A 23,718-nucleotide genomic window follows, 5' to 3' on the forward strand; every position below is an offset into this window, starting at 1 on the left:
AAAAACTGCTCTTAGAGCAGTTTTTTAATTATTCAAAAGAAGGAATTTTTAAAATATCATTATCATAAATTTTAAATTTTGCAGGAATATTTTCTGTTATATCAGGAGATAAATTTGTATGTAAATATATAGAGTCCATTCCCATTCTTTCTGCCCCTTCAATATCTGTTCTATAGTCATTTCCTACCATAATCGATTCTTTTATTTTTATTTTTTCTTTTTTAATTAATTCTTCAAAAAATTTTACTGATGGTTTACCTACTTCATAATCGGATGATATATATATACCATCAAAGTATTTTTTTATATCTAAATATTCTAATTCTGGTAACGTAAACTCTCTTTGAGCATTACTTAATAAAAATATTTTTTTATTTTGTTTTTTTAATATTTCTAATAAAGGTTTTACATTTTCATATAATTTAATATATTTAGTAGATAATATTCTAAATAATTTACAAGTACTTAAAATTAGCTCTTGAGAAATATCTAATGTTTTATCAAGGTATAATTCTTCAAATACTTTTTCTATTTTGATATCTGGTGCTTCACTTTTATTAGCTTCATAATATTTCTTAGCTTTATTTAAATAACTTTTTTTTAATTCATCTGCACTATAAATAGCTCCATTATAAGAATAAAAGCTAGATAAAATTTCCCACAACTCTTGTTTATTTTCATCTGTATTAATATCAATTAAAGTTCCATATAAATCAAAAATATAATTTTTATACATTTTCTTTCTCCCATATATATTTTATTTTTATACCAATCTCTCTAAACTACCCTTTTGTTGCTCCTTGTGATAAACCTTCAACTATATTTTTTTGTAAAAATACAAATAATATAAGTATAGGAATAGCTACTAATAATGACCCTGCTGCAAAAAGTGTAAAATTATTATCCGCTCTTCCTTGTACCCATTCGAATATACCTACTGCAAGTGTCTTTTTAAATCTACTTCTTAGTATAAGTTTTGGAAATATAAAATCAAACCAAGGACCAGTAAAGTTTGTAAGTGCAATAAGAACTAATATAGGTCTAGCAAGTGGCATTATAATTTTCCAAAATATAGTAAGATGTCCCGCTCCATCAACTCTTGCTGCTTCATCCAAACTTTTTGGGATACCTTCAAAATATCCTTTAACTAACCAAGCATTATAAGGAATTTGTCCTGCTGCATAGACAATAATAAGTCCCCAATGCGAGTCAACTAGTTGTAATTTTGTCAAAAGTACAAAAATAGCTGTCATAGATAAAAATGATGGAAACATCTGTAATATCAACATTCCTATCATCATTTCTTTTCTTCCTCTAAATCTATATCTAGAAAAAGTATATGCTGTAAGAGTTGTAACAATAACTCCTATAATCATATTAAAAAATGCTATTTTTAAAGTATTCATATACCATATAGGAAAATCAGTCTTTGTAAATAATTCTTTATAATGAACTAATGTAAGTTTTTTAGGTATAAATGTTGAACTATATAAACTTGTACCTTGTTGGAATGATGATAATACTATCCAAACTACTGGTAATATTACTATTATTGCTATCAATATAAGTATACCATAAACTATGGTATTTTCAATAAATCTTAATAATTTTCTTTGAACTTTTGTAGTATTAGCCATTAAATCATATCCTCCTCTTTAAAAGATTTACTTCTAGTAAAGTTATATAATGATATTGACGCAATAAATGCAAATAATATTATTGATATTACTCCTGCCATTCCATATTGTTGATGATCTAATGTTAATTTATATAACCAAGTTACTAGAATATCTGTTTCTCCCGCATATTTTAAAGAGGAATTAACTGGATTACCATCTGTTAATAGATAAATTGCTCCAAAGTTATTAAAATTATATGCAAAAGATAATATTAATACTGGTGCTGTTTGGAATAGTAATAATGGTAAAGTTATATGTCTAAATTGCTCATATCTAGTAGCTCCATCTATTTCTGCTGCTTCATATAATGAAGAAGATATATTTGTTAATGAGCCAGAAATCAATATCATAAAATACGGTGCTCCTGCCCATGTATTTATTAAAATAACCATAATTTTTGCAAGTAATGGATCTGTAAAAAACGGAATTTTTTCAAGACCAAATGACGCTAACATATTATTAACAGGTCCAACACCACTAAACATAAGTCTGAATACTAATAAAGATATAAATGCAGGAACTGCATATGGAAGTACAAATATACTTCTCCAAAACCCCTTAAATTTTATACCTTTTTTAGCCGTAAGCAGTGCTAATACTAATCCCCCTGCATAATTTAAAAATGTTGTAGCTACCGCCCAAATAACTGTCCAACCAGCTAATCTTCCAAATGTTCCAGCCCAAGATTTTAATTTTATAATATTTATAAAGTTTTGAAACCCTACCCAATCAACTAAACTTTTAGGTGGCAAATGATTTGGAGCTGAATAGTTAGTAAATGCAATCATTATTGTAATTAATATTGGTAATGCTGTAAAAAATATAGTTCCTAAAATTGCTGGTGTCAACATAATTTTAGGGAAATTTTCTTCATAAAAATGTATCAAATAATCTTTCCCTCTAAGAATTGTTTCTCCTTTTTCTATTTGTTCTGCAATTCTTCTAGCATCTTTTATACTATAAAAATAAACTAATGCATAAAATATAAAAAGAATAACAGAAATAACCCCATCAAACATCATTAATATAGAGTGATCTCCTTGTATTATATCAAACCCTTTTACAGTTTGAGGAGTATCACCTAAACTAATAAGACCTGCTGTATTTTGTAAAATACCAGGTAGGTTATAAATAAATGTTAATCCTATAAAAAAGAAAAATAATCCTTTGAGAAAAAACTTATTTACAAAATGACCTCCACCCATTACAACTATAGAAAAAATAGTTGTTAATTGCTTTCTTTTCATCCTTCACTCTCCTTAAGTAATATAAATAACAAGGTCGACCGAGAAGAATAATCTTTTCGGTCTACCTTTATTTACTTATTTAAAATTATTTAGCAGCATTCATTGCTTCCTTCATTGTTTTAACTGCTGTATCAAGTGCTTCTTTTACAGTTGCTTTTCCATCCCATGCTTCTGATAAAGCTGCCCCAACTGGTGACCACATATATCTCATTTCTGGAATAGCTGGCATAGGTACTGCATACTGTGCTTGTTGTAAAAATGGTAATACTTCTGGATCATTTGCAATTTCAGGTGCATTTAATAATGTTTTTACAGGTGGAATTTGTTTTGTTAATTTATATCTTTCTAATAACATTTCATCACTTGTAACGAATTTTGCAAATAATTGAGCTGCTTTTGGATATTTACTATATGAACTTACTCCCATCAATCTTACTCCAGAGAAAGATCTTAAATGTTTTCCATCAAATGTAGGAAGTGGTGCAATTCCAAAATTTGTTCCAGCATTTTTAAGATCTTTTATAGCCCAAGGTCCATTAATAATTGTTGCTGCTTTTCCTTCTTGGAATAATCCCATCATCGCAGCATAACTAACATCTCCTGATTTTTCTACTGAAATTTCTTTTAATTTTATCATATTTTGAATGCCTCTTACTGCTCCCTCATTATTTATTCCTATATCAGAAGCATCTGTTCCATTACTTCCAAATATATATCCTCCATCCATTGCTAAAAATGCATGTCCATAATATGCATTTCCTACTTCCCAGAAAATACCAAAATCATTATTATTTTTATCAGTAAATGATTTACCAAAATCTATCAATTCTTCAAACGTAGCAGGTGCACTATCTAGCACATCTTTATTATAAAATAAAGCATATGTTTCTATTGATAATGGCCATGCCATAATTTTACCTTCAAATGTCGATGCTATTTTAGCTGCATCCATAAAATCACTAGATATTCTGTCTGCTGATACTAAATTTTCCATAACTAAACCTGAAGATACTGCTTCTCCCAATCTATCATGAGGAAATACAAAAACATCCGCCCCAATTCCAGCTGGTCCATCTTGAGAAAGTCTCCCAATTGAATCAGTCATTCCAACTGGTTCGTATTGTACTTTAACTCCGTATTTTTCTTCAAACTTTTTACCTGCTAACTCTAAAAATTCTCCTTCTGGCCCATCTGATTCCCATACTCTTAATTCTGCTCCTGCTTCTGGCATTATCTCTCCTGTTGTTGAAGCTTCTTGTTTTTTAGGTTCTTCTTTTTTCTTCTTAAAAAACAATCCTGCTTCTGCTGAAACAGAAGATAAAATAAGTCCTGATAATAAAGATGCTAATAAGATTTTTTTGTTCATGTTAAAAATTCCTCCTTTTTTTATCATAATACAGTTTTATATACAATAAACTTTTTTTATTTCCTTCTTATTTTTTAATTATTTTTGTTTCATATTTAGACAATTCTATATTTATTCCATATTTTTGGTACTCTTTTGGTAAAATAAATTTTGTTTGTTTTTTATTCAAGTTATGTATTATTAACAATTCTACATCATCTTTTGATATTGTATATGCATAAATATTCCTATTCAATTCTATTGTTTTATAAATCCCATCATTAAATATAGGATATTCTTTTCTTAATTTTATAAGTTCTTTAATATAATTATAAATGCTATTTTCATCGTTATATTCTTCTTCTAAAGAGATTCCATCATTTGCTTTAGTATATACAAGTCCTGAATAATTTGATGGAGCCTTTGTCATCCCTGGCCCTTTAGCACTTTTATACCAGTCAAACGGTTCTCTAATATTTTCATCTGGTTTTTTACCAAGCTGACCTAATTCTTCACCATAATAAATAAATGGTGTTCCTGGTATTGTAAATAATAATGAAAATATTAATTTTTGCTTTTCTTTATCTCCCCAAACTTCTGAAGCAATTCTATTCATATCATGATTTCTTACAAAAGTAGCATCTATAAAATTTTTGTTGTATTTACTGTATTTTTCTCTAATTCTTAAAACTTCTTTAATTAAATCAAAATTTTTTCTTTGAACAAAATCTGTTAGTTTTTTACTTATTTTAAAATTAAACGAAGCATCCATATCTTCCATATATTTTGCTACAACATTTTCATTTTCATCCCAATTTTCTCCTACAATAAATGCTTCTTTATTAATACTTTTTACATACGCTGTAAATTCTTGCCACCATTTATGATTAACTTCATCATACTCACTATCTATATGTTTTGCTGCATCTAGTCTGAATCCGTCAACTCCCATATCTAACCAATATTTCGCTATTTTTTTTGCTTCTTCTCTTACTTTTGGATTTCTATAATTCAAATCAGGCATTTCATTCCAAAATACCGCTTGATAATAAGCATTTCTTTTTTTATACCATAAATTTTGTCCCCATTCACCTTTTTCTTTAATATTATCATACTTACTTGCCCACACATAATAATCTCTATATTTGCTATTTGGATTACTTATAGCATCTCTAAACCAAGGGTGTCTAGAAGAAGTATGATTTAAAACTAAATCTAAAATAATTTTTATGTTTTTTTGATGAGCTTTTTTTATTAAATATTTAAAATCTTCAATACTACCATAATCTTTTTCTACATTATAATAATCAACTATATCATAACCATGATAACTAGGTGATTCAAATGTAGGCATAAGCCATATTGCGTCTATTCCTAAATTCTTTATATAATCTAATTGTTGTGCTAATCCTTTGAAATCTCCTATTTTATCTCCATTACTATCGTAAAAACTTCTTACAAAAACTTCATAAAAAACAGCATTTTTAGCCCAAGTAGCTCTACTTTTTTCTAATTTAACTTCTTTTTTTGCTAATTTAAAAACATCTGTATAATATTTTTTACCATTAATTTTTGCTATAATTTTATAATTATAAATATTTCCTGGCTCAAATCCATCAATTACGATTCCACTTTTTTTGCTATAATTATTTTCTAATTTAACTTTTTTTAATTTTTCTCCATCTTTTGCTAAATAAAATTCTATTTCAGAATTTTCTGGTACTTCAAACAAAAAATTTACTTTATGATTATCTAATTCAATATAATTTTCTAAATCAAACACATTTTCTTTATAATTATCACTAACTTTTTCCAAATTACTACACGAAACAAACAATAATATCATTATTAAATATACTAATTTCTTCATTATATTAAACGCTCCTTAAAGTTTTTTTAAAGGAGACTATAAAATAGTCTCCTTTTTTTAACCTTAAAATAAGGCTAAAAGAGTATATTGAGAAAGAAAATTTATTACAATTATATTAATACTATATTTTTATTAAAAAGTCAAGCTTTTTCCAAAAAAATATAGAAGCGTTTCCAAAAGTTGTGTTTCTAAACAGTGCATAAAGCACTATTTAAATAATGTTTTGGAGTTTCATTATCTTTAACTTGATTTTTTTTTAATTTTAAGTTAAATTTATAAGATGGGGTGTTTTTTATCTTAATTATCTAAGGAGTAGTTATTTATGATTAAACGACGTAGTATGAGTTTCCAATTAACTTTTTATTTTTTTATTTTTTTTATTCTAATCTCTTTAACGGATATTATTTTAAAAAATGTTTTTATTTATCCAAAAATAAAAATAGCTCAACAAAAATTTATTGAAAATGGTATATTTATTTTAAGATCTTCTGTTAACGATTCTCTTGACTTACTTTCATCTTTAAACAAAGATTATGCATACTGGACTACTCTTTATAATCATGTAGATACTCAATTTGAAAATTCTAATTTTTTTATTAATGAAAATTTTAATTATGAAACATTTGAAAATTTAGAAATCGATATAATTTCAATATATTCAAAAAATAAAAAACTTCTATGGAATGGAAAAAAAATAGGAAAAAAAATTACTACTAATTCAGAATATTTAAAAAATATAAAAGAATATATTTTATACTATAGAAATCCAAATTATTTAAATACTGTTTTAGGTATTTTTACTTTAAACAAAGAAAATTATTTTTTTGCTTCTACTCAAATAACAGATTCTGATAAAATAAAACCTAGTAACGGTTATATAATATTTGCAAAAAAAATTGATAAAAACTATATAAATAAATTAAGTATAAAAAACAATTCAAATATAGAATATATTACCCCAACAAATAGTAATCTTAAATTTATAAATAATATTACTACTAAAATAAATGATTCAAAAACACTTTATAAATATTATTTAGATGATATAAATAATATTTATCTAAACTTTAATAATATTAATGGTGAACTTGCTTTTATTTTAAAAATTTCGTTTCTTAATGGATTAAATCCAGAACATATAAATTCTACTTTTGAAAAAATATTGAGCATCATTTTTGCTTTGATTTTTATGTTGATTTTATATTTAATATCAAAAAATAAAACTATTAAACCTATAATACAATTAAATAGTCATATTAAAAAATTAATTTCAACTAATAATTATACGCCTTTAGAAATCAAAGCAGATTCTGAAGAAGCTAAAAATTTAATTTCATCTTTTAATATATTAATTCATAAAATAAATACTCAAAATGAAGAGATAAAAAATATGAATATTTATCTTACAGAACTTGCATATATTGATCCCCTTACAAAATTATATAACAGACGTATGTTTGAGGAAAAATTTCAAGAATTTTGGATTTTAGCAAAAAAAAATAATCATAATATTAGTTTAATCTTTTGCGATATTGATTATTACAAAAATTTTAATGACTATTATGGTCATTTGGCTGGCGATGAAACATTGATTAAAATTGCAGACACTTTATTAGATTCTTTTCCTAACAATAACGAATATATTTTTAGATATGGTGGTGAAGAATTTGTTATTCTTATAAATAATATAGATTTAGATCACACTATAAAAAAAGTTAAATTACTTCAAAAAAATATATCAAAACTTAATATTAAACATAAAAAATCTCTTGTTTCAGATAGGATTACGCTAAGCTTTGGGATAATAAATACTCCTTATAATAATAATATTAATTTTTTAACATTAATAAATATGGCTGATACAGCTCTTTATAAATCAAAAAAAACAGGAAGAAACACTTTTACTGTATTTAATCAACCACATTAGTACTATTTCCGAAAAAAAAACAAAAAAATATTACAAAAAGTATTGACTTTTTTATATGTTAATGGTATACTTATCTTGTAAGTGATGATTATTAAATATTATTCCTTTTCAAATAGCCAAATTATTTAAATTATTATTATTTATTTTTATTAACATTATTCCTTCATTTTAAAGCTATTTGAAATTCCTAACTCTCTTGAAGCAGGTATCCTGCTTCTTTTTTTGTATATAAATATATAGATATTATACATAAAGGAGTGAAGAGTATGACTACACAAATAACAACTTTAGATAACAATTTACCTGATAATTTGTTAATCTTACCTATTGTTACTAGACCTATTTTCCCTAATCTTATGTTTCCTATAACCTTTTCTGGAGAACATTTTTTGCAAAGTATAAAAGAAGCTTATGATAATTCAAATAAACTTATTGGTCTTGTATTAGTTAAAGAAAAAAATAGCTTAAATTTATTTCACTCAAAACTTTATGAAGTAGGGACAGTAGTTAGAATACATTCTATAACACCTATTTCTGCAAATACTATACAAATTGTGGTTCAAGGACTAAAACGTTTTTCTTTAAAAGAAATAATTCCAAATGAAAAATTTTTAATGTGGCGTGTAAAATATCATGATACAGATGAAGAAGAAGCTAAAAGTGATGAGCTAAAAGCTTATATGCTTGGAATTATGAACTCTTTAAAAGAATTATTTAAATTAAATCCAATTTTACAAGAAGAATTAAAATTACTTATGTCTCAAGTATCATATGATAAACCTAGTATCTTGATGGATTTAGTAGCTTCTACTTTAAAAATTGAAAATAATGAATTACAAGATTTACTTGAAAGTTTCTCCTTAAAAGAACGTAGTAAAAAAATATTAACTCTACTAAAGAAAGAGTTAGAAATTACTCAATTACAAATGAAAATTCAACAAGACATTGAAAATAAAGTTTCAAAACAACAAAAAGAGTTTTTTTTACGAGAACAATTAAAATTAATAAAAAAAGAATTAGGCCTTGAAAAAGATGATAAAGAAAACGAAATAGACTCTTTTAAAGAAAAAATGAAAAAACTAATTCTTTCTGAAGAAGCTAAAAAAATCGTTAATGAGCAACTAGAAAAATTAAATTTATTAGACAATAGCTCCCCTGAATACCATGTAACAAGATCTTATTTACAAACTATTTTAGAGCTCCCTTGGGGTATATACTCTAAAGATAATTTAGATATAAAACAAGCTAGAAAAATACTTGATAAAGATCATTATGGTTTAAAAGACGTAAAAGAAGTGATATTAGAGTTTATAGGTACAATAATAAAAACGGGTAATGTCTCTGGGGCTATTCTTTGTTTAGTAGGTCCTCCAGGAGTAGGTAAAACATCTATTGGACGTTCTATTGCTTCTGCATTAAATAGAAAATTTTTTAGATTTTCTGTAGGTGGGATGAGAGACGAAGCTGAAATAAAAGGACATAGACGTACATACATTGGAGCTATGCCTGGAAAAATTATTCAAAGTCTTAAAACAACTCAAGTATCTAATCCTGTAATCATGCTTGATGAGATAGACAAAATAGGAAAGAGTTTTAATGGCGATCCCGCTTCTGCACTACTTGAAGTTCTCGACCCAGAACAAAATAAAGATTTCTTAGATCATTATCTTGATATTAGATATGATTTATCTAATATTTTATTTATTACTACAGCTAATCAACTAGATACTATTCCTAGACCTTTACTAGATAGGATGGAAGTAATTAGTCTACCTGGATATATATTAGAAGAAAAATTACAAATAGCAAAAAAATATCTTATTCCTAATCAAATGAAAAATCATAATTTATCAAAAAATGAGATATCTATAAGTGATGCAGCTATTAAAAATATTATAGACCATTATGCTAGAGAAGCTGGTGTAAGAAATCTTGAAAAACAAATAAAAAAAATAATGAGAAAATCTACTTTAATTATTGCTGAAGATAATAAAAAAATTAAAATTAGAGTAAATAATATAGAAACATTTTTAGGTAAACCTATTTTTACTACTGAACAATTATATAATAAATCTATTCCAGGGGTTACATTAGGATTAGCTTGGACCTCAATGGGAGGAACTACCTTATATATTGAAGCAATTAAAATAAAAAAAGGAACTGGCTTAAAATTAACTGGTCAACTTGGTAATGTTATGAAAGAATCTGCTGAAATAGCAAAATCTTATGTAGAATCTATTTTACCTAATAAAAAAGAATATAATGATTTTTTTAAAAACAATCTAATACATTTACATGTACCTGCTGGTGCTATTCCTAAAGATGGTCCTTCAGCTGGTATCACTATGGCCCTTGCTTTATATTCTCTCGTAATAAATAAACCTATTAGAAAAGAGATAGCAATGACTGGTGAGCTTACTTTAACAGGTAGAATTTTACCTATTGGCGGATTAAAAGAAAAAGTAATTGCTGCAAGACGTGTAAAGATTTTTGAATTAATTATACCTTATGATAATAAAAATGACTTTGAAAGACTTCCAGACTATATAAAAGAAAATATCAAGGTACATTTTGTTAAGGAATTTAAAGAGGTTCTGAATATAGCATTTAATTAAAAAATGGGCATTTGCCCATTTTTTAAATTATCATTAATTTATATTTTCTTAAAATATTTTTAAAACTTTTTTCTAATTCACTATTCATTCTAAATGTATACTTTTTGTCACCATAAAAACTTATATAAATATTTTCAGAATCAATAAATTGTTCCATAATTTTAAAATCATTTAAAGATATAACTATATCTCCAGACTCTTTTATTAGAAAGTCATCATTTTCTCTTTTTCTAATAATTTCGTTAAATATAAAACTCACTTTATTATTATTTTCATCAAAAAAAGTAACAGTTTTAAACATATTTTTTTGATTTGTTATACTTTGAATAAATAATCTAAGTGTTATTCTATTTAAAAAACTAAGCTCTTCTACAATATATGGAGCTACATAAAAAGTATATCCATCAAAATTTTGAAATGTCTCTCCATTGCTATAATAATATCTAACACCTTTTTCTTCATATACATCTATTGTTTGATTTAAATTTTCTATTTTCCTGTCTCTATCTTGACCTACCGTATTTATATTTATTTTTGGTAAAAGTTGGACATTTGTTTGAAGTGATTTACTACAAGCTGCTATATTTAATAACAATATTATATAAATAATTTTTTTCATTTTTCCTCCCAAAAAATCTATTTTTTTCATATTAACTTATTATATAATATATAATCGACAAAATCAATTTTGTTTAAAACTATTTCTTTTTTAATTTATTAAAAAAACTTCTAAACTTAATTGAAATTTAATATGCTTACTTTATAGCTGACAGTTTTATTATTTTAACTATTACCTATAAGAGCATTTTCAATTAACTTAGAAGTTCTTATTTACCTTCTTTTATCTATTATTTTTTTTAATTTATCTCTATATTTTAATATATTAATCCTTGCTTCTTCCGCTTCTTTTAATGTAGGACGAATATTTTCTATATCCCATTTTTTTATAAGTACTTGTAATACTCTATCAAAATAATCACTAGGACCGTAATTTGCTTCTTTTTCAATTATTTTCATTCTTTCCTTGAAATCGTCTATAACAGAACCTGGCATCGAAAAATTTCTTATAACTTCATATAAATGTAAAACATAATTTGGTTCTATTTCAAGGTGTGCTCTAATTATTTCACTATAAAACGCATAATGAAGTGATTCATCTTTTGATAATCGTTGAAGTAAAACACCTAATTCTTTATCATATTTCATAGCTTCTTTTGCTACATTCTGATAAAAAACTAAAGTACCTAATTCTTGAATAGATGTATAAGCCATTGTTGCAATAGGCGTTTCAAAATTTGCTTCCCATCCTGCTCTTATGACTTGCTTTTTTAAAATATGTAATTTATCCGGATCTGCATTTCTTGTGAGTGTAAGATATGTTTCTAGTGCACTCGCATGCTGGTCCTCTTCTGAAGTCCATATATGTATAAAATCTTGAATTACCTCCATACTTCCTGTAAACGTACCATTTAAATGCGAAGTATACCAAGGTAGATTTAATTCTGTAAGCATAGATGTCTCAAGTGCTATAACTAATGATTTTGGCAAACTAACTTGTGATTCTTCCCAAGGAGTAGTTATAAAACTCTTTCCTTTATCCCATGGCATATATTTAGCATAATTCCAATCAATATTTTTTGCCCTTTCATTATGTCTATTATATATATCTATCACTCTTTTTTCTAATCTTATATCTAAATCTGTTCTAAACATCTCATTCCTCCCATTTTTATTGTAATCTCATTTTATAAATACTAAAACTTTTATAATTTTCCTTCTTTATAATTTGTTATAGTTAAAAATATTTCTAAAATCAAATTTTTTTAAATTTTTATTAAATAAGAATATATATTTAATATACATATATATTTTACTATTTAAAAAATATATGTATTCTATATAAAAAAAGAATAAAATATGCTTGTGTAAAATTTCGTTTAGTAGTATACTATTTCTTGTTTAATTAATATTTAGGAGGCGTCTATTTTTAAAATGAAATCATATAAAAATTTAAAAGAAAAAGCTTATGAAATAATAAAAAATAAAATTATTATGATAGAGTTCAAACCTGGAGAATATCTTGAAGAAAAAGTTCTTAGTGAACTTCTTGAAATAAGTAGAACTCCTATTAGAGAAGCTCTTAATGTATTAGAAAACGAAGGTTGGATTGAGAGCTTTCCAAGAAAAGGGATTTTTGTTACTAGAATAGATGAAGAAAAAATCGATGAAATATATGAAGTGCGTAAAAATTTTGATCCATTAATTCTTAAAATGGCTGCAAAAAATTTGTCACCTTTAAAGTTAAATCTTTTTAAGCATAAATTTGAAAATTATGAAGAGATGCTTGAGGATGAATTTTTAAAATATGATGCTGATTTTCATTCATATGTCCATAGTGCTGTTAAAAATAAATATGTATTAAAAATGATGAAAAATGTATATGAGCATAACCGAAGAATAAGAAGACTTGGTGTACAAAAAGTTCCTCATCAAAGAATTGTTGATTCAAACAAAGAACATTTAGAAATGATAGACCTTATTTTAAATGGAGAAATAGATAAAGCAGCTGATTTATTGCGAAAACATATTGAAAATTCACACAAATATTATCTAAATGTTTTATTAGATAAAGATTTATAGTTGTTTTACAAAAAAAATAAGAATATAATATATATAGGAATCCAAAACTAAGATACAATTCATCCCCTTTTATTTTTATTATCACACGAGGAGACTTATTAAAGTCTCCTTTTTATTTTTTTAAATTAATATCTATTTTTTGATAAGGTATTTCTATACCATTTCTATCAAACTCTATTTTTATTTTCTCCATCAAGTAATAGTACACATCCCAATATTTTTCTGTTTTTACCCAAGCTCTAGTTCTTATATCTATTGAACTAGCACTATGTTTTAATATTCCAATTAGAATATTTTTATCTTTTAAAATATAATTGTTTTGCTCTAGTACTTGTTTTATTATATATTTTGCTTTATCAATATTAGCTTCATATGCAATAGAAAATATCAAATCAAGCTGTCTTTCTTTATTTTTTGTATAATTTATAATTATTCCATTAGATAAAATCGAATTAGGTATAATTATTCTTTTATTATCTATTGTATCTATATGTGTAGAAAATATTTGTATATCTTTTACTGTTCCTGAAAAACCTTCAGCTTCTATAAAATCCCCTACATTAAATGGTCTAAATAATAAAATTAATACTCCACTTGCAAAATTTGATAGACTTCCTTGTAAAGCTAAACCTACAGCTAAACCTGCTGCTCCAAGAAGTGCTACAAGTGAACTTGTCTCAACTCCCAGCGTTGAAACAACAATTATAATTAAAATAAAATTAAATGCTAAACTCAAAAATGAATCTAAAAAACTTTTTAATGATTCATCAAATTTTGCTTTTTTCAAGGTTTTTTTTAACATTTTTAATAAAAACTTTATTATATATTTTCCTAAAACATATAATATTATTGCTAATACTAATTTTCGTCCATATATACTAAGCAATTCAAAATATTTTTCCATAACGCCTCCTTATTCAATTTAAAAAATATAATTTATTTAATTTTAACATTTTAATTTATTTAATGCAAAATTTAACCTCTATTCCAAGGTCATGACCTACATCTTTTCCAAATACAAGTAATGAACTAAATATAAGCATAGCAAGCATTTGGCCTATTTTACTCATAAATGTACGCACTCCAAAGAACATTGCCTCATTTCTTTGACCTGTTCTTTCTGCATCATCTGCTGCTATATCTGCTACTACAACATTTGGAAGTATACCAAATATTGCCATCGGAAGTGAAGTAACTATAACAAGTATATAAGCTTGAACTTTTGTTGATATAGTCAAAAATTCCATTCCTAAAAAAAATATATATAAATATGTAAGCATTAAATTAAAAAATGCAAATACAAGCATTTTTTTCTTACCTATTTTTTTAGCCAAAATATTTACAATTGGATAAAATATGAATGAAAATAAAACTAACATCATATTAAGTATCCCCATCATAGCTTCTGGCAATCTCATAAGTACAGTTGTATAATATATAAGACCTGTTTGAAATACTGTAAGAGCCGTAAAATACATAAGGTCTGATATTGTAAACATTAAAAAATTTTTATTACTAAAAGTACTTTTTATTGAGTCAAGCATATTTTGACCGCTTGGTTTATTATCTGAATATTTTTTTTCATCAATAGTAAATACTGGTATAAATAAAAATATAAGTGCTACTAGCGCCATTAAACCTATTGTTATACGAATAGCTAATACTTTTTCCATTCCATTAGCTATGAATATATTCCAAAACGAAGGAGCAAAAAATGCTATAGCTGTTCCTATAAAAAAAGTAACTGATATTGCTGTAGATAGATTAATTTTATCATTTGAATTCTGCCCTAACTCAGAAAGTAATGCAAAATATGGGGTAACATACATTGTGTAAAATATATAAAAACTAAAAAGTGTTATTACTAAAAATATTACATTTATCAAACTAATACTATTTACTGGTGAATAAAATACAAGTGTTGTAAATATAGCTAAAGGTACTGCTGATTTCATCATAAATGATATTCTTCTACCATATTTTGACTTTGATTTATCACTAAGATTTGCTATCCATGGATCTGTTACCGCATCTAAAAATCTTCCCGTCATAGTTATAAGACCTATTATTGTTAAAAATCCTAAAATATTTCCTTGTGGAATATATTTTGGTAAATTTGCTTCTTTTGGTGCTAAATAAAACCATACTAAGTAAATATTTATAATTCCCATTAGCATCGACCACCCAAGCTGTCCTAGCGCATATGATATTATTGTTAATAATTTTAATTTTTTCTCTTTCATAATTTACCACCTTTATAATAAATTTAAAAAAATACTATTTATTATCTTTTTTTATTAAAAGAATTTTATATTTTTACATGCTTTTTTATTTTTCTATTTTTTAAAAAACTCTAATATATCTCTATAAACCTCTTGTTTATTTAATTCATTAAGCATTTCATGACGACCATCTCTATAAAGTTTCATGCTTACATCTTTTATCCCTGTATTTTTATAAGCGTCATACAACCTTTTCACACCTTTCCCAAATTGCCCAACTGGATCCATTTCCCCTGAAAAAATATAAATTTCTAAATTTTTATTAATATTATTTAATCTTGATAAATCTTTTAATTTGATTAATCCGTCATAAAAATAATAATAAAATTGAGATGGAAAGATCCCTCCACAAAGTGGATCTTTAATATATTTTTCTACTTCTTTTTCATCTCTATTTAACCAATCTTGCTTTGTTTTTTTATTTTTAAATTTCAAATTAAACATCCCAAAATTTAAAAAATCAATAATTTTACTAGGTTTTACCTTATTATTTCCCATTTCTAATTTTGCGATAATTTTACCAAAATTTAATTCTAACCCCATTTTTCCACAAGAACCAGAAAAAATAGCTTTTCTAATATTTTTACTATTTCGTATTACATATTCTTGTAGTATAAATGATCCCATGCTATGACCAAGTACATATACAGGTAAATTATTATTTTCTTTTTTTATTATCTCTGTCAATAAAATTTCATCTTCTATCATTTTATTAAATCCATCTTTCCCAATCTCACCAAGCATTTCATTTGATTCTAATGTTTCACCGTGTCCTCTGTGATCAGTAGCATATACAGAATATCCATTTTCATTTAAAAATTTTGCAAATTCATCATATCTTTTAGCATGTTCTGCCATACCATGTATTATCTGTACAATAGCTTTTGGCTTTCTAATTAACCATTTAAATGTAGTAATTAATTTGTTATCTTTTGCATTAAATATAAATTTTTCCATTTAAAATACTCCTTTATTTTTTTATAGCTAATTTTACCACTTCATATGCTCCATTATAAATCCCTATTTTTTTATTTTTAATAATTGCATTACACATAAGTTCTAATAAATCATTTTCTTTTAACATTAATTCTAAAAATTGTAATGTTTGAGCTAAATTTCTACATTCTATTGTACCATCTCCAACTTCACTACTTCTAATAGCTCCCCAAGCTTCATGCCCTCCAACCCTTTCTATTAAAAGCTTTGGTACTGGATAAAATGATAATTCGCTTGGTTTTGTAATAAATATATCTGCATCTCTCATTAAAATATTTGTAGAATATACTGCTTCAAAAATATTTTCATTATATATTACATACAGTCCTTTTGCTTCTTCTGTTTTTAGAATGTTTGAAAGATCTTTCACTTCATTATATTTATTAAAATATTTTTTTGCTAAAATTTCTATCCCTTTTATATTTTTTTCTATATTTTCCCATACATTTTTATGATCTCCTAAATTTATAAATAAAGCTACTTTTTCATTTTTTATATCCTCAAGCATATATCTAATAATATTTTCTACTATCCCCTGCTGAGCTCCAGCGCCTCCTATACTTATAAGCACTCTTCTGTTTTCACCGTTTTCTATCCTTTTTAATCTAGCTTTACAATCAATTTCAATATTTTCTACTAATTCATGATCTACATAATGTCCTGTATATTTTATATCACTACTTGGAATCTCTTTTAATCTATTTTTTTTAGACATATCTATAAGAGCTCTATATCCCATATATGATGAAGGTGTTTGAAGTGTGTGTAGACTTCCTTCTGCAAGATGTAATCCTAATGGGAAATTATCCGGTATAACATTTATAACTTTTTTCATTCCTGAATGAATTGCAGTTTGAGCATTCCATACATGCGTAGCTATATATGGTATATTTTTATCTAAATTATTATATATACTTGTCATTAATTCTGTCATTTTTTGATCTATAAAATTATATTCTATACTTTTAAATCCATCTGTTGTTACTTTTTCCCAATAAAATTTATTAAATAATTTTGATTTTTGAGAAAGTCTAGAACCTAAAGAATATAAATCATTTAAATGAGATATAATTTTACTACTATTTGCTTCTTTAAATGATAATAAATCAAACCAATAAGGGATATATCCCATAGCATTTGCTGCAGAAGCTATTGCCATTGCTATTCTATAATGACCAAATCCCATACGTATATTTCCTATAATTATTCCTTTTTCTTTTTCTATTTCTTTTCCTTCATTTGATATTACTATATTTTTTAGATTTATATTATCAAGAGATTCTATATCTTTTACTTTCAATTTATAATTTTTATCTCTATCATCACCAAATTTTTTAATATAACTTTTTTGCTTTTTTAATGCTTTTTTTACTACTTTATCACTAATTTCATTTCCAAAAATTTTATTACTCATAAAATTTATCCTCCATTCATTTATAAATATTTAATATTCTTTTTTTATAGTTTGATGCTTTTCTAATTCTATATTTTTGTATTTAATTTTTTTATCATTTAAATTAATATAAAATATATTCTTTTTACTATTTAATTTCACTTTAATTTCAAATATATTATTTTCTTCTTTCACATTTAATATCTCTCGACTTTTTATTTCTTGACTAAATTTATACATCTTTTTTTGTTTTTTATTATATTTTGAAATATTATCTGAAGTAAAAACAAGTGTTCCAAATATATTGTTTATCCAAAATAAAGTTTCTTTTTCATTTTCACTAAGGGATATATTATCTTCTCTAAGTAAAAATACATCTGGATCATTATAAAAAGCAAATCCATTCATATGGTATCTATATATACTATTTCTTATAGCATTTTTAGTAGATATTCTTTCTCTATGCATATATTTCATATACCATTTATCATCCCAATCAAGTCCTATATCACAACCAATTCTACAATAATCAACTACTCCAAAAGCAGAAACTAAAGGAACTCCACATCCTAATATTTCTTTATCACCTATGATTTCTCTTAAAAATAACATTGCATCTCTCATTATTTCTGCTCTTGTTTTATCTTTTCTTGGAATTAAACAAGCTACATACAAAAAATCTAATTTAAATAATTTATACCCCCATTGATTTATCATTACATCAAATACATTTTTTAAATATTCTCTAAAATCAGAATTATATATATCAAGAGCATAAAATCCACTCCAATTTGACCCTCCATATACAAATTTTCCATTTTCATCTTTTAATATCCATTCAGGATGTTCAGAAACTAAAATTGATTTTTTTTCTGCTGCAAATGGAGCAAGCCAAATTCCAGGCTTATACCCTTTATTTTTTATTTCTTGTGCTAAATATTTCATTCCCTTTGGAAATTTATTATTAATCAATAACCAATCTCCTACAGCGTTTTGATACCCATCATCTATTTGAAAATAATTAAGTTTTGTTTTTTCTTTAAAAAAATTATCTAAATTTTTTAAAATTATTTTTTCTGTTATATTTTCATAATAGTTATACCAACTACACCATCCATTAACTTTTTTATTTTCTTTTTTTTCTAAATTTAATATATCAAAATATTTTTCAAAAATTTTACTTTCATTTGTATCAATTATATTGATAATATTAAATAAAGTTATTTTTGAATTTATCTCTTTTTTTTCTAAATCTTTATAAAAAGTAATTTTATTTTGTTTTGTATTATGTTCTATAAAAGTAAAACTTTTATAGTCATTTAATGAGCCTAAAAAATATATATTCTTTTTTGACTTAATATAAGTATATGTACTTGAATGAAAAATACCACTCCTATTTTTATAATTATAAAAGTTATAATCACCATATTGTTTGAATTTATATTTTTTAACTATAGGAGATATTAAAAAGTTAAATTTTCTTTCTTTATAATTAATATCAACTTCTTTAGAATCACTCCATGATTGATACCCATTAATAAAAATTTTATCACTTTTTATATATTCATAAGATATTTCCATTAATACTTTTTCTATAATTATTAACTTATTAGGTAAAAGCTCTATATAATTGCCATTGCTTTTAATATTTAAAGAAAAATCTTTACAAATATAATTTTTTTCTAAAATTATCTCTTTTTTTACTTTTTTATTTTCAACTTTATAAATAATTTTAAACTTTTTCATCTAAACTCCTAACTTTTTGTTCTGATTAATTACATTAATTTTATTATTGATATTAATATACTCTATTTTTTTATTTAAATCAACTTTTTTTTAAAACTTTTTTTAACCTTTATTAACTAAATTAATTAAATCTTTTATTTATTAATATTTATTAAAAAAAATTTACTAACATTATTAACACATTAATATAATTGAATTTTATACTTTTGTGTGATATCATTTATTTAAAGATTATTATAAATATTGTTTTAAGAATTAACTTAAATGAAAGGGTGGATTTTATGACTCCAGAAGAAAAAAAAGAAATTCAAAAACAAAGAATTAAGCGTTTTTTTATAGATGCTACAAAAGATTTACTTCGAGAAGAGGGGTTAAATAGTATATCTACTAAAAAAATTGGTGATAAAGCCGGATATTCTTATGCCACTATATATAATTATTTTTCAAATTTTAATGAATTAATATGTATAAGTCTAGAAGAATTAGCAAATGAAATGAAAGAAGTTTTAGAAGAAAGTTCAAAAAATTTAGAAAATAATATCGGAAAATTATTAGAGTTATTAAATATATCTATTGATTATACAATTCAAAACCAACATGTTTATAAACTTTTTTTATCTACAACAATAGATTATAATTATTTTAAATATACTAAAAATAAAAGATTTATACATCCTGCATATAATTTGTTGATTTCAACCATTAAAAATTTAAAAGAATTTTCTAATTTTTCAGATGAAGATATCCAAAATTTCGCAGATTTAGTATTTACTCTTTTTCATTCTAAAATACAATTTTTCTTAATACAAAAATATCCTGAAAATATAGAAAATTTAAAACAAGATATTTTTAATAATTTAAATTTTTTAATAAAAAATACAATAAGGTAGGTAATTATGAAAAAATACTTTGAATTATTTTTTGTTTTTTTTAAAATAGGTGCTTTTACTTTTGGTGGTGGATATGCGATGCTTCCCATTATTGAAAAAGAATTAGTAGAAAAAAGAACTTGGCTTAGCAAAAAAGAACTTCTTGATATAACCGCTGTCGCACAAATGACACCTGGCGCTATTGCAACAAATACAGCTACATATCTTGGATTTAAACAAAAAGGAATTTTGGGGGCTTGTTCTGCTACTTTTGGAGTAATATTACCTTCTATTATTATTATTACATTAATATACAAACTTTTTAGTCAAAATTTTGATTTACCTATTGTTAAATCAGCTTTCTTAGGAATCCGTAGTGCGATTATCGCTCTTATTTTAAATTCTGTAATCAAAATATTTAAACATAGTATAAAAAACAAGTATACTTTAACTCTTTTTATTATTTCAATATCTATTTTAATTATTTTTAATATAAATCCAATTTTAATAATTGTTTTTACTGGAATTTTTTCTTTTATTTTATCTATTTTATTTAAAGACATGTTTAAAAAAATGCTTTAAATTAAAGGATAATATTTGTTTTCATTTTAAATTTTAAATTTCAAAATTTTATTTTTAATCTTAAAATTAATAAAAATTTAGGAGGTAATTATCATGATAGAAAATTTCCCAAAAGAAATATTAGAAAAATTTTATGAAGGAATATATTTTGTGGATAATAATCGAAAAATACTTTATTGGAATAAAGGTGCAGAAGATATCTCTGGATATAAAGCTGAAGAAGTTATAAATAAACACTGTTTTGATAACATACTTATGCATGTAGATAATACTGGAAATCAATTATGTAAAAATGGATGTCCTCTACACAAAACATTACAAGATCATCAATATAGAGAAACTAAAGTTTATCTTCATCATAAAAATGGACATAGAGTTCCTGTATATATTCGTACTTTCCCTATGTTTGATAATAACAATCAAATCATTGGAGCTTTAGAAATTTTTTCAGATGCATCATTTCAAAAAGAAATATTAAAAAAATTAAAAAAACTAATTATGATTGATAAATTAACTGGGATACCAAATAGAAGATATTTTGAGGCTCAATTTGATAGTAAGCTTTTAAATTATAAAAAAACTAATATTAAATTTGCTATTGCAATACTTGATATTGATCAATTTAAAAAAGTAAATGATATTTATGGACATGATGTTGGAGATAAAATTTTAAAAATAATTTCAAATACTTTAATTAGTAATATTGAACCTACTGAAGTAGTTGCTAGATTTGGTGGTGAAGAATTTATGCTTCTGTTAAACGAAAATAACTTAGATAAATTGATATTTAAAATAGATAAGATAAGAACTCTTATAGAAAATTCAGGATTTAAAGTAAAAAAAGATGAAAAAGAATTTGAAGTAAAAGTAACTGTCACAATTGGCGCTACCATAATAGAAAAAAATGATGATTTTGATTCGGTATATTCAAAAATAGATAAATTTCTTTATGAAGGAAAAAATTCAGGGCGAAATATATCTATAGTTAAATAGAAAGGATTTATTTATGATATATTTTAAACTTTTTTTAACATTTTTAAAAATATCAAGTTTTAGTTTTGGTGGTGGTCTTGCGATGCTTCCAATTATTGAAAAAGAAGTAGTAAAAAATGGTTGGTTAAGCACAAAAGAATTTCTTGATATTGTTGTTGTATCTCAAATGACTCCAGGCCCTATAGTAGTTAATTCTGCTACGTATGTAGGTAATAGTATAGCTGGTATTCCAGGGGCTATTTTTGCTACCTTTGGGGTTATTTTACCATCTTTAATTATTATAATATCCTTAGCCAATTTACTTAGAACTCTCGAAAACAATTATTATAAAAAAAGTTTTTTTATGAGCCTAAGACCTGTAATTATATCATTAATATTATATGCAGGTATAATTATAGCTAAAAACACCTATTTTATTAATTCAAAAATAAATTATATTTCAATAATACTTACTCTAGTTTGCTTATATTTAATAAAAAAAACAAACATACATCCAATTTCTATTATATTAATATCAGCAATCATAGGAATAATAATTTTTTAGTTTATATAAATAATAAATAAAAATCATGGTTTTTAACCATGATTTTTATTTTAAATATACTCTCATCAAAAGATCGCCCGCTTTTATTTTACCCGTTTTTTTCTCTATTTTATCTACTTTTTCCATATTCGCTATTACAACTGGTGTACATATAGATTTTGCATTTTCTTTTATATAATTCAAATCATATTTTATAAGTTTTTCACCTTTTTTTATTTTTTCTCCTTCTTTTAATTTGGTAAATCCTTTTCCTTTTAAACTTACTGTATCAATTCCAAAATGAATAATAAGTTCTAATTCTTGTATTTCTATAGATATAGCATGTAAAGTGTCAAATATACTTGATAATTCAGAATTACAAGGAGCATAAATAATAGAACTATTCTCCTCTGGTATTATCCCAACTCCATCACCTATTACTCCAGCTGCAAACGCTTCATCTGGTATTTCTTCTAAGCTTATAATCTCTCCATCTATTGGTGAAGATATATCTACAACTTTTATTTTATTTTTTGTTTGATTAAAATATTTAAATAATTTATTTAATAGATTCATCTTATCCTCCATCTTTTTGATTTTTTAATTAAATTATACTTTATATTTTTCATTTGTCAATTAATTTAATTTTTTTATTTTTTCAATTAAATTTAAACTATCAAATGGTTTTGAAACAAACTCATTTATCCCTACTTCTTTTGCTATTTTTTTTATATTTGAAAATCCTGCCATTGTACTTACTAATATAATTTTTACATTAGGCATTCTTTTCTTTATTTTTCTACTAGCTTCTATTCCGTTTATTTTAGGCATATTCATATCCATAGTAATTATATCTGGTTCAAATAAAAATGCCTTGTCTATTGCTTCTTTTCCATTACTAGCTTCTGTTACTATTTCATACCCATTTTTTTCTAAAATTTCTCTTATTTCTTCTCTTATATAAAATAAATCATCTACTATCATTACTTTTTTCCCCATACTATCACTACC

At 24.4% G+C, this 23,718-nt stretch carries 21 protein-coding genes; 7 read left to right on the plus strand and 14 right to left on the minus strand.

Going from position 1 to position 23,718, the window contains the following annotated elements; genetic code table 11:
- Positions 1-28: 28 nt before the first annotated feature.
- The 5 genes from EV215_RS00210 to EV215_RS00230 form a co-directional block, all read right to left on the minus strand.
- Complete coding sequence (locus EV215_RS00210) at positions 29-736, minus strand: HAD family hydrolase (RefSeq protein WP_134111786.1); 708 nt, start codon at positions 734-736, stop codon at positions 29-31.
- Between the two features lie 46 nt (positions 737-782).
- The gene (locus EV215_RS00215; RefSeq protein ID WP_134111787.1) at positions 783-1,637 is read right to left on the minus strand and encodes a sugar ABC transporter permease; all 855 of its coding nucleotides are present in this window, start codon (positions 1,635-1,637) and stop codon (positions 783-785) included.
- Positions 1,637-2,926 carry a carbohydrate ABC transporter permease gene (locus EV215_RS00220; RefSeq protein ID WP_134111788.1) on the minus strand — a complete coding sequence of 430 codons (1,290 nt, stop codon included), beginning with the start codon at positions 2,924-2,926 and terminating at the stop codon, positions 1,637-1,639. Before EV215_RS00220 ends, EV215_RS00215 begins: the two co-directional genes overlap by 1 nt.
- A gap of 85 nt (positions 2,927-3,011) precedes the next feature.
- Complete coding sequence (locus EV215_RS00225) at positions 3,012-4,292, minus strand: sugar ABC transporter substrate-binding protein (RefSeq protein ID WP_166667285.1); 1,281 nt, start codon at positions 4,290-4,292, stop codon at positions 3,012-3,014.
- A gap of 67 nt (positions 4,293-4,359) precedes the next feature.
- On the minus strand, positions 4,360-6,141 hold the full coding sequence (locus EV215_RS00230) for an alpha-amylase family glycosyl hydrolase (RefSeq protein WP_134111790.1): 1,782 nt from the start codon (positions 6,139-6,141) through the stop codon (positions 4,360-4,362).
- Positions 6,142-6,463: 322 nt separating this feature from the next.
- Here EV215_RS00230 and EV215_RS00235 point away from each other — a divergent pair, with 322 nt between their 5' ends.
- Both EV215_RS00235 and lon read left to right on the plus strand, forming a co-directional pair.
- The gene (locus EV215_RS00235; RefSeq protein WP_134111791.1) at positions 6,464-8,068 is read left to right on the plus strand and encodes a sensor domain-containing diguanylate cyclase; all 1,605 of its coding nucleotides are present in this window, start codon (positions 6,464-6,466) and stop codon (positions 8,066-8,068) included.
- Positions 8,069-8,334: 266 nt separating this feature from the next.
- The gene (gene lon, locus EV215_RS00240) at positions 8,335-10,683 is read left to right on the plus strand and encodes an endopeptidase La (RefSeq protein WP_134111792.1); all 2,349 of its coding nucleotides are present in this window, start codon (positions 8,335-8,337) and stop codon (positions 10,681-10,683) included.
- Between the two features lie 22 nt (positions 10,684-10,705).
- Here the strand turns inward: lon and EV215_RS00245 are convergent, their stop codons facing one another.
- On the minus strand, positions 10,706-11,302 hold the full coding sequence (locus EV215_RS00245) for a hypothetical protein (protein ID WP_134111793.1): 597 nt from the start codon (positions 11,300-11,302) through the stop codon (positions 10,706-10,708).
- Positions 11,303-11,514: 212 nt separating this feature from the next.
- A complete protein-coding gene (locus EV215_RS00250; protein ID WP_134111794.1) occupies positions 11,515-12,396 on the minus strand; it encodes an acyl-ACP desaturase in 882 nt (293 codons plus the stop codon).
- Between the two features lie 279 nt (positions 12,397-12,675).
- On the opposite strand from EV215_RS00250, the gene EV215_RS00255 reads away from it, so the two are divergent.
- On the plus strand, positions 12,676-13,323 hold the full coding sequence (locus EV215_RS00255) for a GntR family transcriptional regulator (protein WP_134111795.1): 648 nt from the start codon (positions 12,676-12,678) through the stop codon (positions 13,321-13,323).
- 112 nt (positions 13,324-13,435) lie between these two features.
- Here EV215_RS00255 and EV215_RS00260 read toward each other — a convergent pair whose 3' ends face one another.
- The 5 genes from EV215_RS00260 to EV215_RS00280 form a co-directional block, all read right to left on the minus strand.
- On the minus strand, positions 13,436-14,227 hold the full coding sequence (locus EV215_RS00260; protein WP_134111796.1) for a mechanosensitive ion channel family protein: 792 nt from the start codon (positions 14,225-14,227) through the stop codon (positions 13,436-13,438).
- A 55-nt stretch (positions 14,228-14,282) separates the two neighbouring features.
- Complete coding sequence (locus tag EV215_RS00265) at positions 14,283-15,566, minus strand: MFS transporter (RefSeq protein WP_134111797.1); 1,284 nt, start codon at positions 15,564-15,566, stop codon at positions 14,283-14,285.
- 93 nt (positions 15,567-15,659) lie between these two features.
- Positions 15,660-16,562, minus strand: a complete 903-nt coding sequence (locus EV215_RS00270; RefSeq protein ID WP_134111798.1) for an alpha/beta hydrolase — start codon at positions 16,560-16,562, stop codon at positions 15,660-15,662.
- A 13-nt stretch (positions 16,563-16,575) separates the two neighbouring features.
- On the minus strand, positions 16,576-18,015 hold the full coding sequence (locus EV215_RS00275; RefSeq protein ID WP_134111799.1) for a DUF6937 domain-containing protein: 1,440 nt from the start codon (positions 18,013-18,015) through the stop codon (positions 16,576-16,578).
- Positions 18,016-18,045: 30 nt separating this feature from the next.
- Complete coding sequence (locus EV215_RS00280) at positions 18,046-19,740, minus strand: glycoside hydrolase family 36 protein (RefSeq protein ID WP_134111800.1); 1,695 nt, start codon at positions 19,738-19,740, stop codon at positions 18,046-18,048.
- Between the two features lie 281 nt (positions 19,741-20,021).
- Here EV215_RS00280 and EV215_RS00285 point away from each other — a divergent pair, with 281 nt between their 5' ends.
- The 4 genes from EV215_RS00285 to EV215_RS00300 all read left to right on the plus strand — a co-directional run bounded on the left by EV215_RS00285 (position 20,022) and on the right by EV215_RS00300 (position 22,728).
- Positions 20,022-20,630 carry a TetR/AcrR family transcriptional regulator gene (locus EV215_RS00285; protein ID WP_134111801.1) on the plus strand — a complete coding sequence of 203 codons (609 nt, stop codon included), beginning with the start codon at positions 20,022-20,024 and terminating at the stop codon, positions 20,628-20,630.
- 6 nt (positions 20,631-20,636) lie between these two features.
- Complete coding sequence (locus EV215_RS00290; protein ID WP_134111802.1) at positions 20,637-21,191, plus strand: chromate transporter; 555 nt, start codon at positions 20,637-20,639, stop codon at positions 21,189-21,191.
- 93 nt (positions 21,192-21,284) lie between these two features.
- The gene (locus tag EV215_RS00295; protein ID WP_134111803.1) at positions 21,285-22,184 is read left to right on the plus strand and encodes a sensor domain-containing diguanylate cyclase; all 900 of its coding nucleotides are present in this window, start codon (positions 21,285-21,287) and stop codon (positions 22,182-22,184) included.
- Between the two features lie 13 nt (positions 22,185-22,197).
- The gene (locus tag EV215_RS00300; RefSeq protein ID WP_134111804.1) at positions 22,198-22,728 is read left to right on the plus strand and encodes a chromate transporter; all 531 of its coding nucleotides are present in this window, start codon (positions 22,198-22,200) and stop codon (positions 22,726-22,728) included.
- A 45-nt stretch (positions 22,729-22,773) separates the two neighbouring features.
- Here EV215_RS00300 and EV215_RS00305 read toward each other — a convergent pair whose 3' ends face one another.
- Positions 22,774-23,283, minus strand: a complete 510-nt coding sequence (locus EV215_RS00305; RefSeq protein WP_134111805.1) for a PTS sugar transporter subunit IIA — start codon at positions 23,281-23,283, stop codon at positions 22,774-22,776.
- A 60-nt stretch (positions 23,284-23,343) separates the two neighbouring features.
- Positions 23,344-23,706: a response regulator gene (locus EV215_RS00310; RefSeq protein ID WP_134111806.1), complete on the minus strand. Its 363-nt coding sequence runs from the start codon at positions 23,704-23,706 to the stop codon at positions 23,344-23,346.
- Positions 23,707-23,718: the final 12 nt, after the last annotated feature.

Source organism: Hypnocyclicus thermotrophus (genome assembly GCF_004365575.1).
In the GTDB taxonomy this organism is placed as follows: Bacteria; Fusobacteriota; Fusobacteriia; order Fusobacteriales; family Fusobacteriaceae; genus Hypnocyclicus; species Hypnocyclicus thermotrophus.

Bases quoted from the DNA above. Each gene is read 5' to 3' on its own strand.
- EV215_RS00210 (WP_134111786.1), bottom strand. From the start codon at position 736: ATGTATAAAAATTATATTTTTGATTTATATGGAACTTTAATTGATATT.
- EV215_RS00215 (WP_134111787.1), bottom strand. From the start codon at position 1,637: ATGGCTAATACTACAAAAGTTCAAAGAAAATTATTAAGATTTATTGAA.
- EV215_RS00220 (WP_134111788.1), bottom strand. From the start codon at position 2,926: ATGAAAAGAAAGCAATTAACAACTATTTTTTCTATAGTTGTAATGGGT.
- EV215_RS00225 (WP_166667285.1), bottom strand. From the start codon at position 4,292: ATGAACAAAAAAATCTTATTAGCATCTTTATTATCAGGACTTATTTTA.
- EV215_RS00230 (WP_134111790.1), bottom strand. From the start codon at position 6,141: ATGAAGAAATTAGTATATTTAATAATGATATTATTGTTTGTTTCGTGT.
- EV215_RS00235 (WP_134111791.1), top strand. From the start codon at position 6,464: ATGATTAAACGACGTAGTATGAGTTTCCAATTAACTTTTTATTTTTTT.
- lon (WP_134111792.1), top strand. From the start codon at position 8,335: ATGACTACACAAATAACAACTTTAGATAACAATTTACCTGATAATTTG.
- EV215_RS00245 (WP_134111793.1), bottom strand. From the start codon at position 11,302: ATGAAAAAAATTATTTATATAATATTGTTATTAAATATAGCAGCTTGT.
- EV215_RS00250 (WP_134111794.1), bottom strand. From the start codon at position 12,396: ATGTTTAGAACAGATTTAGATATAAGATTAGAAAAAAGAGTGATAGAT.
- EV215_RS00255 (WP_134111795.1), top strand. From the start codon at position 12,676: ATGAAATCATATAAAAATTTAAAAGAAAAAGCTTATGAAATAATAAAA.
- EV215_RS00260 (WP_134111796.1), bottom strand. From the start codon at position 14,227: ATGGAAAAATATTTTGAATTGCTTAGTATATATGGACGAAAATTAGTA.
- EV215_RS00265 (WP_134111797.1), bottom strand. From the start codon at position 15,566: ATGAAAGAGAAAAAATTAAAATTATTAACAATAATATCATATGCGCTA.
- EV215_RS00270 (WP_134111798.1), bottom strand. From the start codon at position 16,562: ATGGAAAAATTTATATTTAATGCAAAAGATAACAAATTAATTACTACA.
- EV215_RS00275 (WP_134111799.1), bottom strand. From the start codon at position 18,015: ATGAGTAATAAAATTTTTGGAAATGAAATTAGTGATAAAGTAGTAAAA.
- EV215_RS00280 (WP_134111800.1), bottom strand. From the start codon at position 19,740: ATGAAAAAGTTTAAAATTATTTATAAAGTTGAAAATAAAAAAGTAAAA.
- EV215_RS00285 (WP_134111801.1), top strand. From the start codon at position 20,022: ATGACTCCAGAAGAAAAAAAAGAAATTCAAAAACAAAGAATTAAGCGT.
- EV215_RS00290 (WP_134111802.1), top strand. From the start codon at position 20,637: ATGAAAAAATACTTTGAATTATTTTTTGTTTTTTTTAAAATAGGTGCT.
- EV215_RS00295 (WP_134111803.1), top strand. From the start codon at position 21,285: ATGATAGAAAATTTCCCAAAAGAAATATTAGAAAAATTTTATGAAGGA.
- EV215_RS00300 (WP_134111804.1), top strand. From the start codon at position 22,198: ATGATATATTTTAAACTTTTTTTAACATTTTTAAAAATATCAAGTTTT.
- EV215_RS00305 (WP_134111805.1), bottom strand. From the start codon at position 23,283: ATGAATCTATTAAATAAATTATTTAAATATTTTAATCAAACAAAAAAT.
- EV215_RS00310 (WP_134111806.1), bottom strand. From the start codon at position 23,706: ATGGGGAAAAAAGTAATGATAGTAGATGATTTATTTTATATAAGAGAA.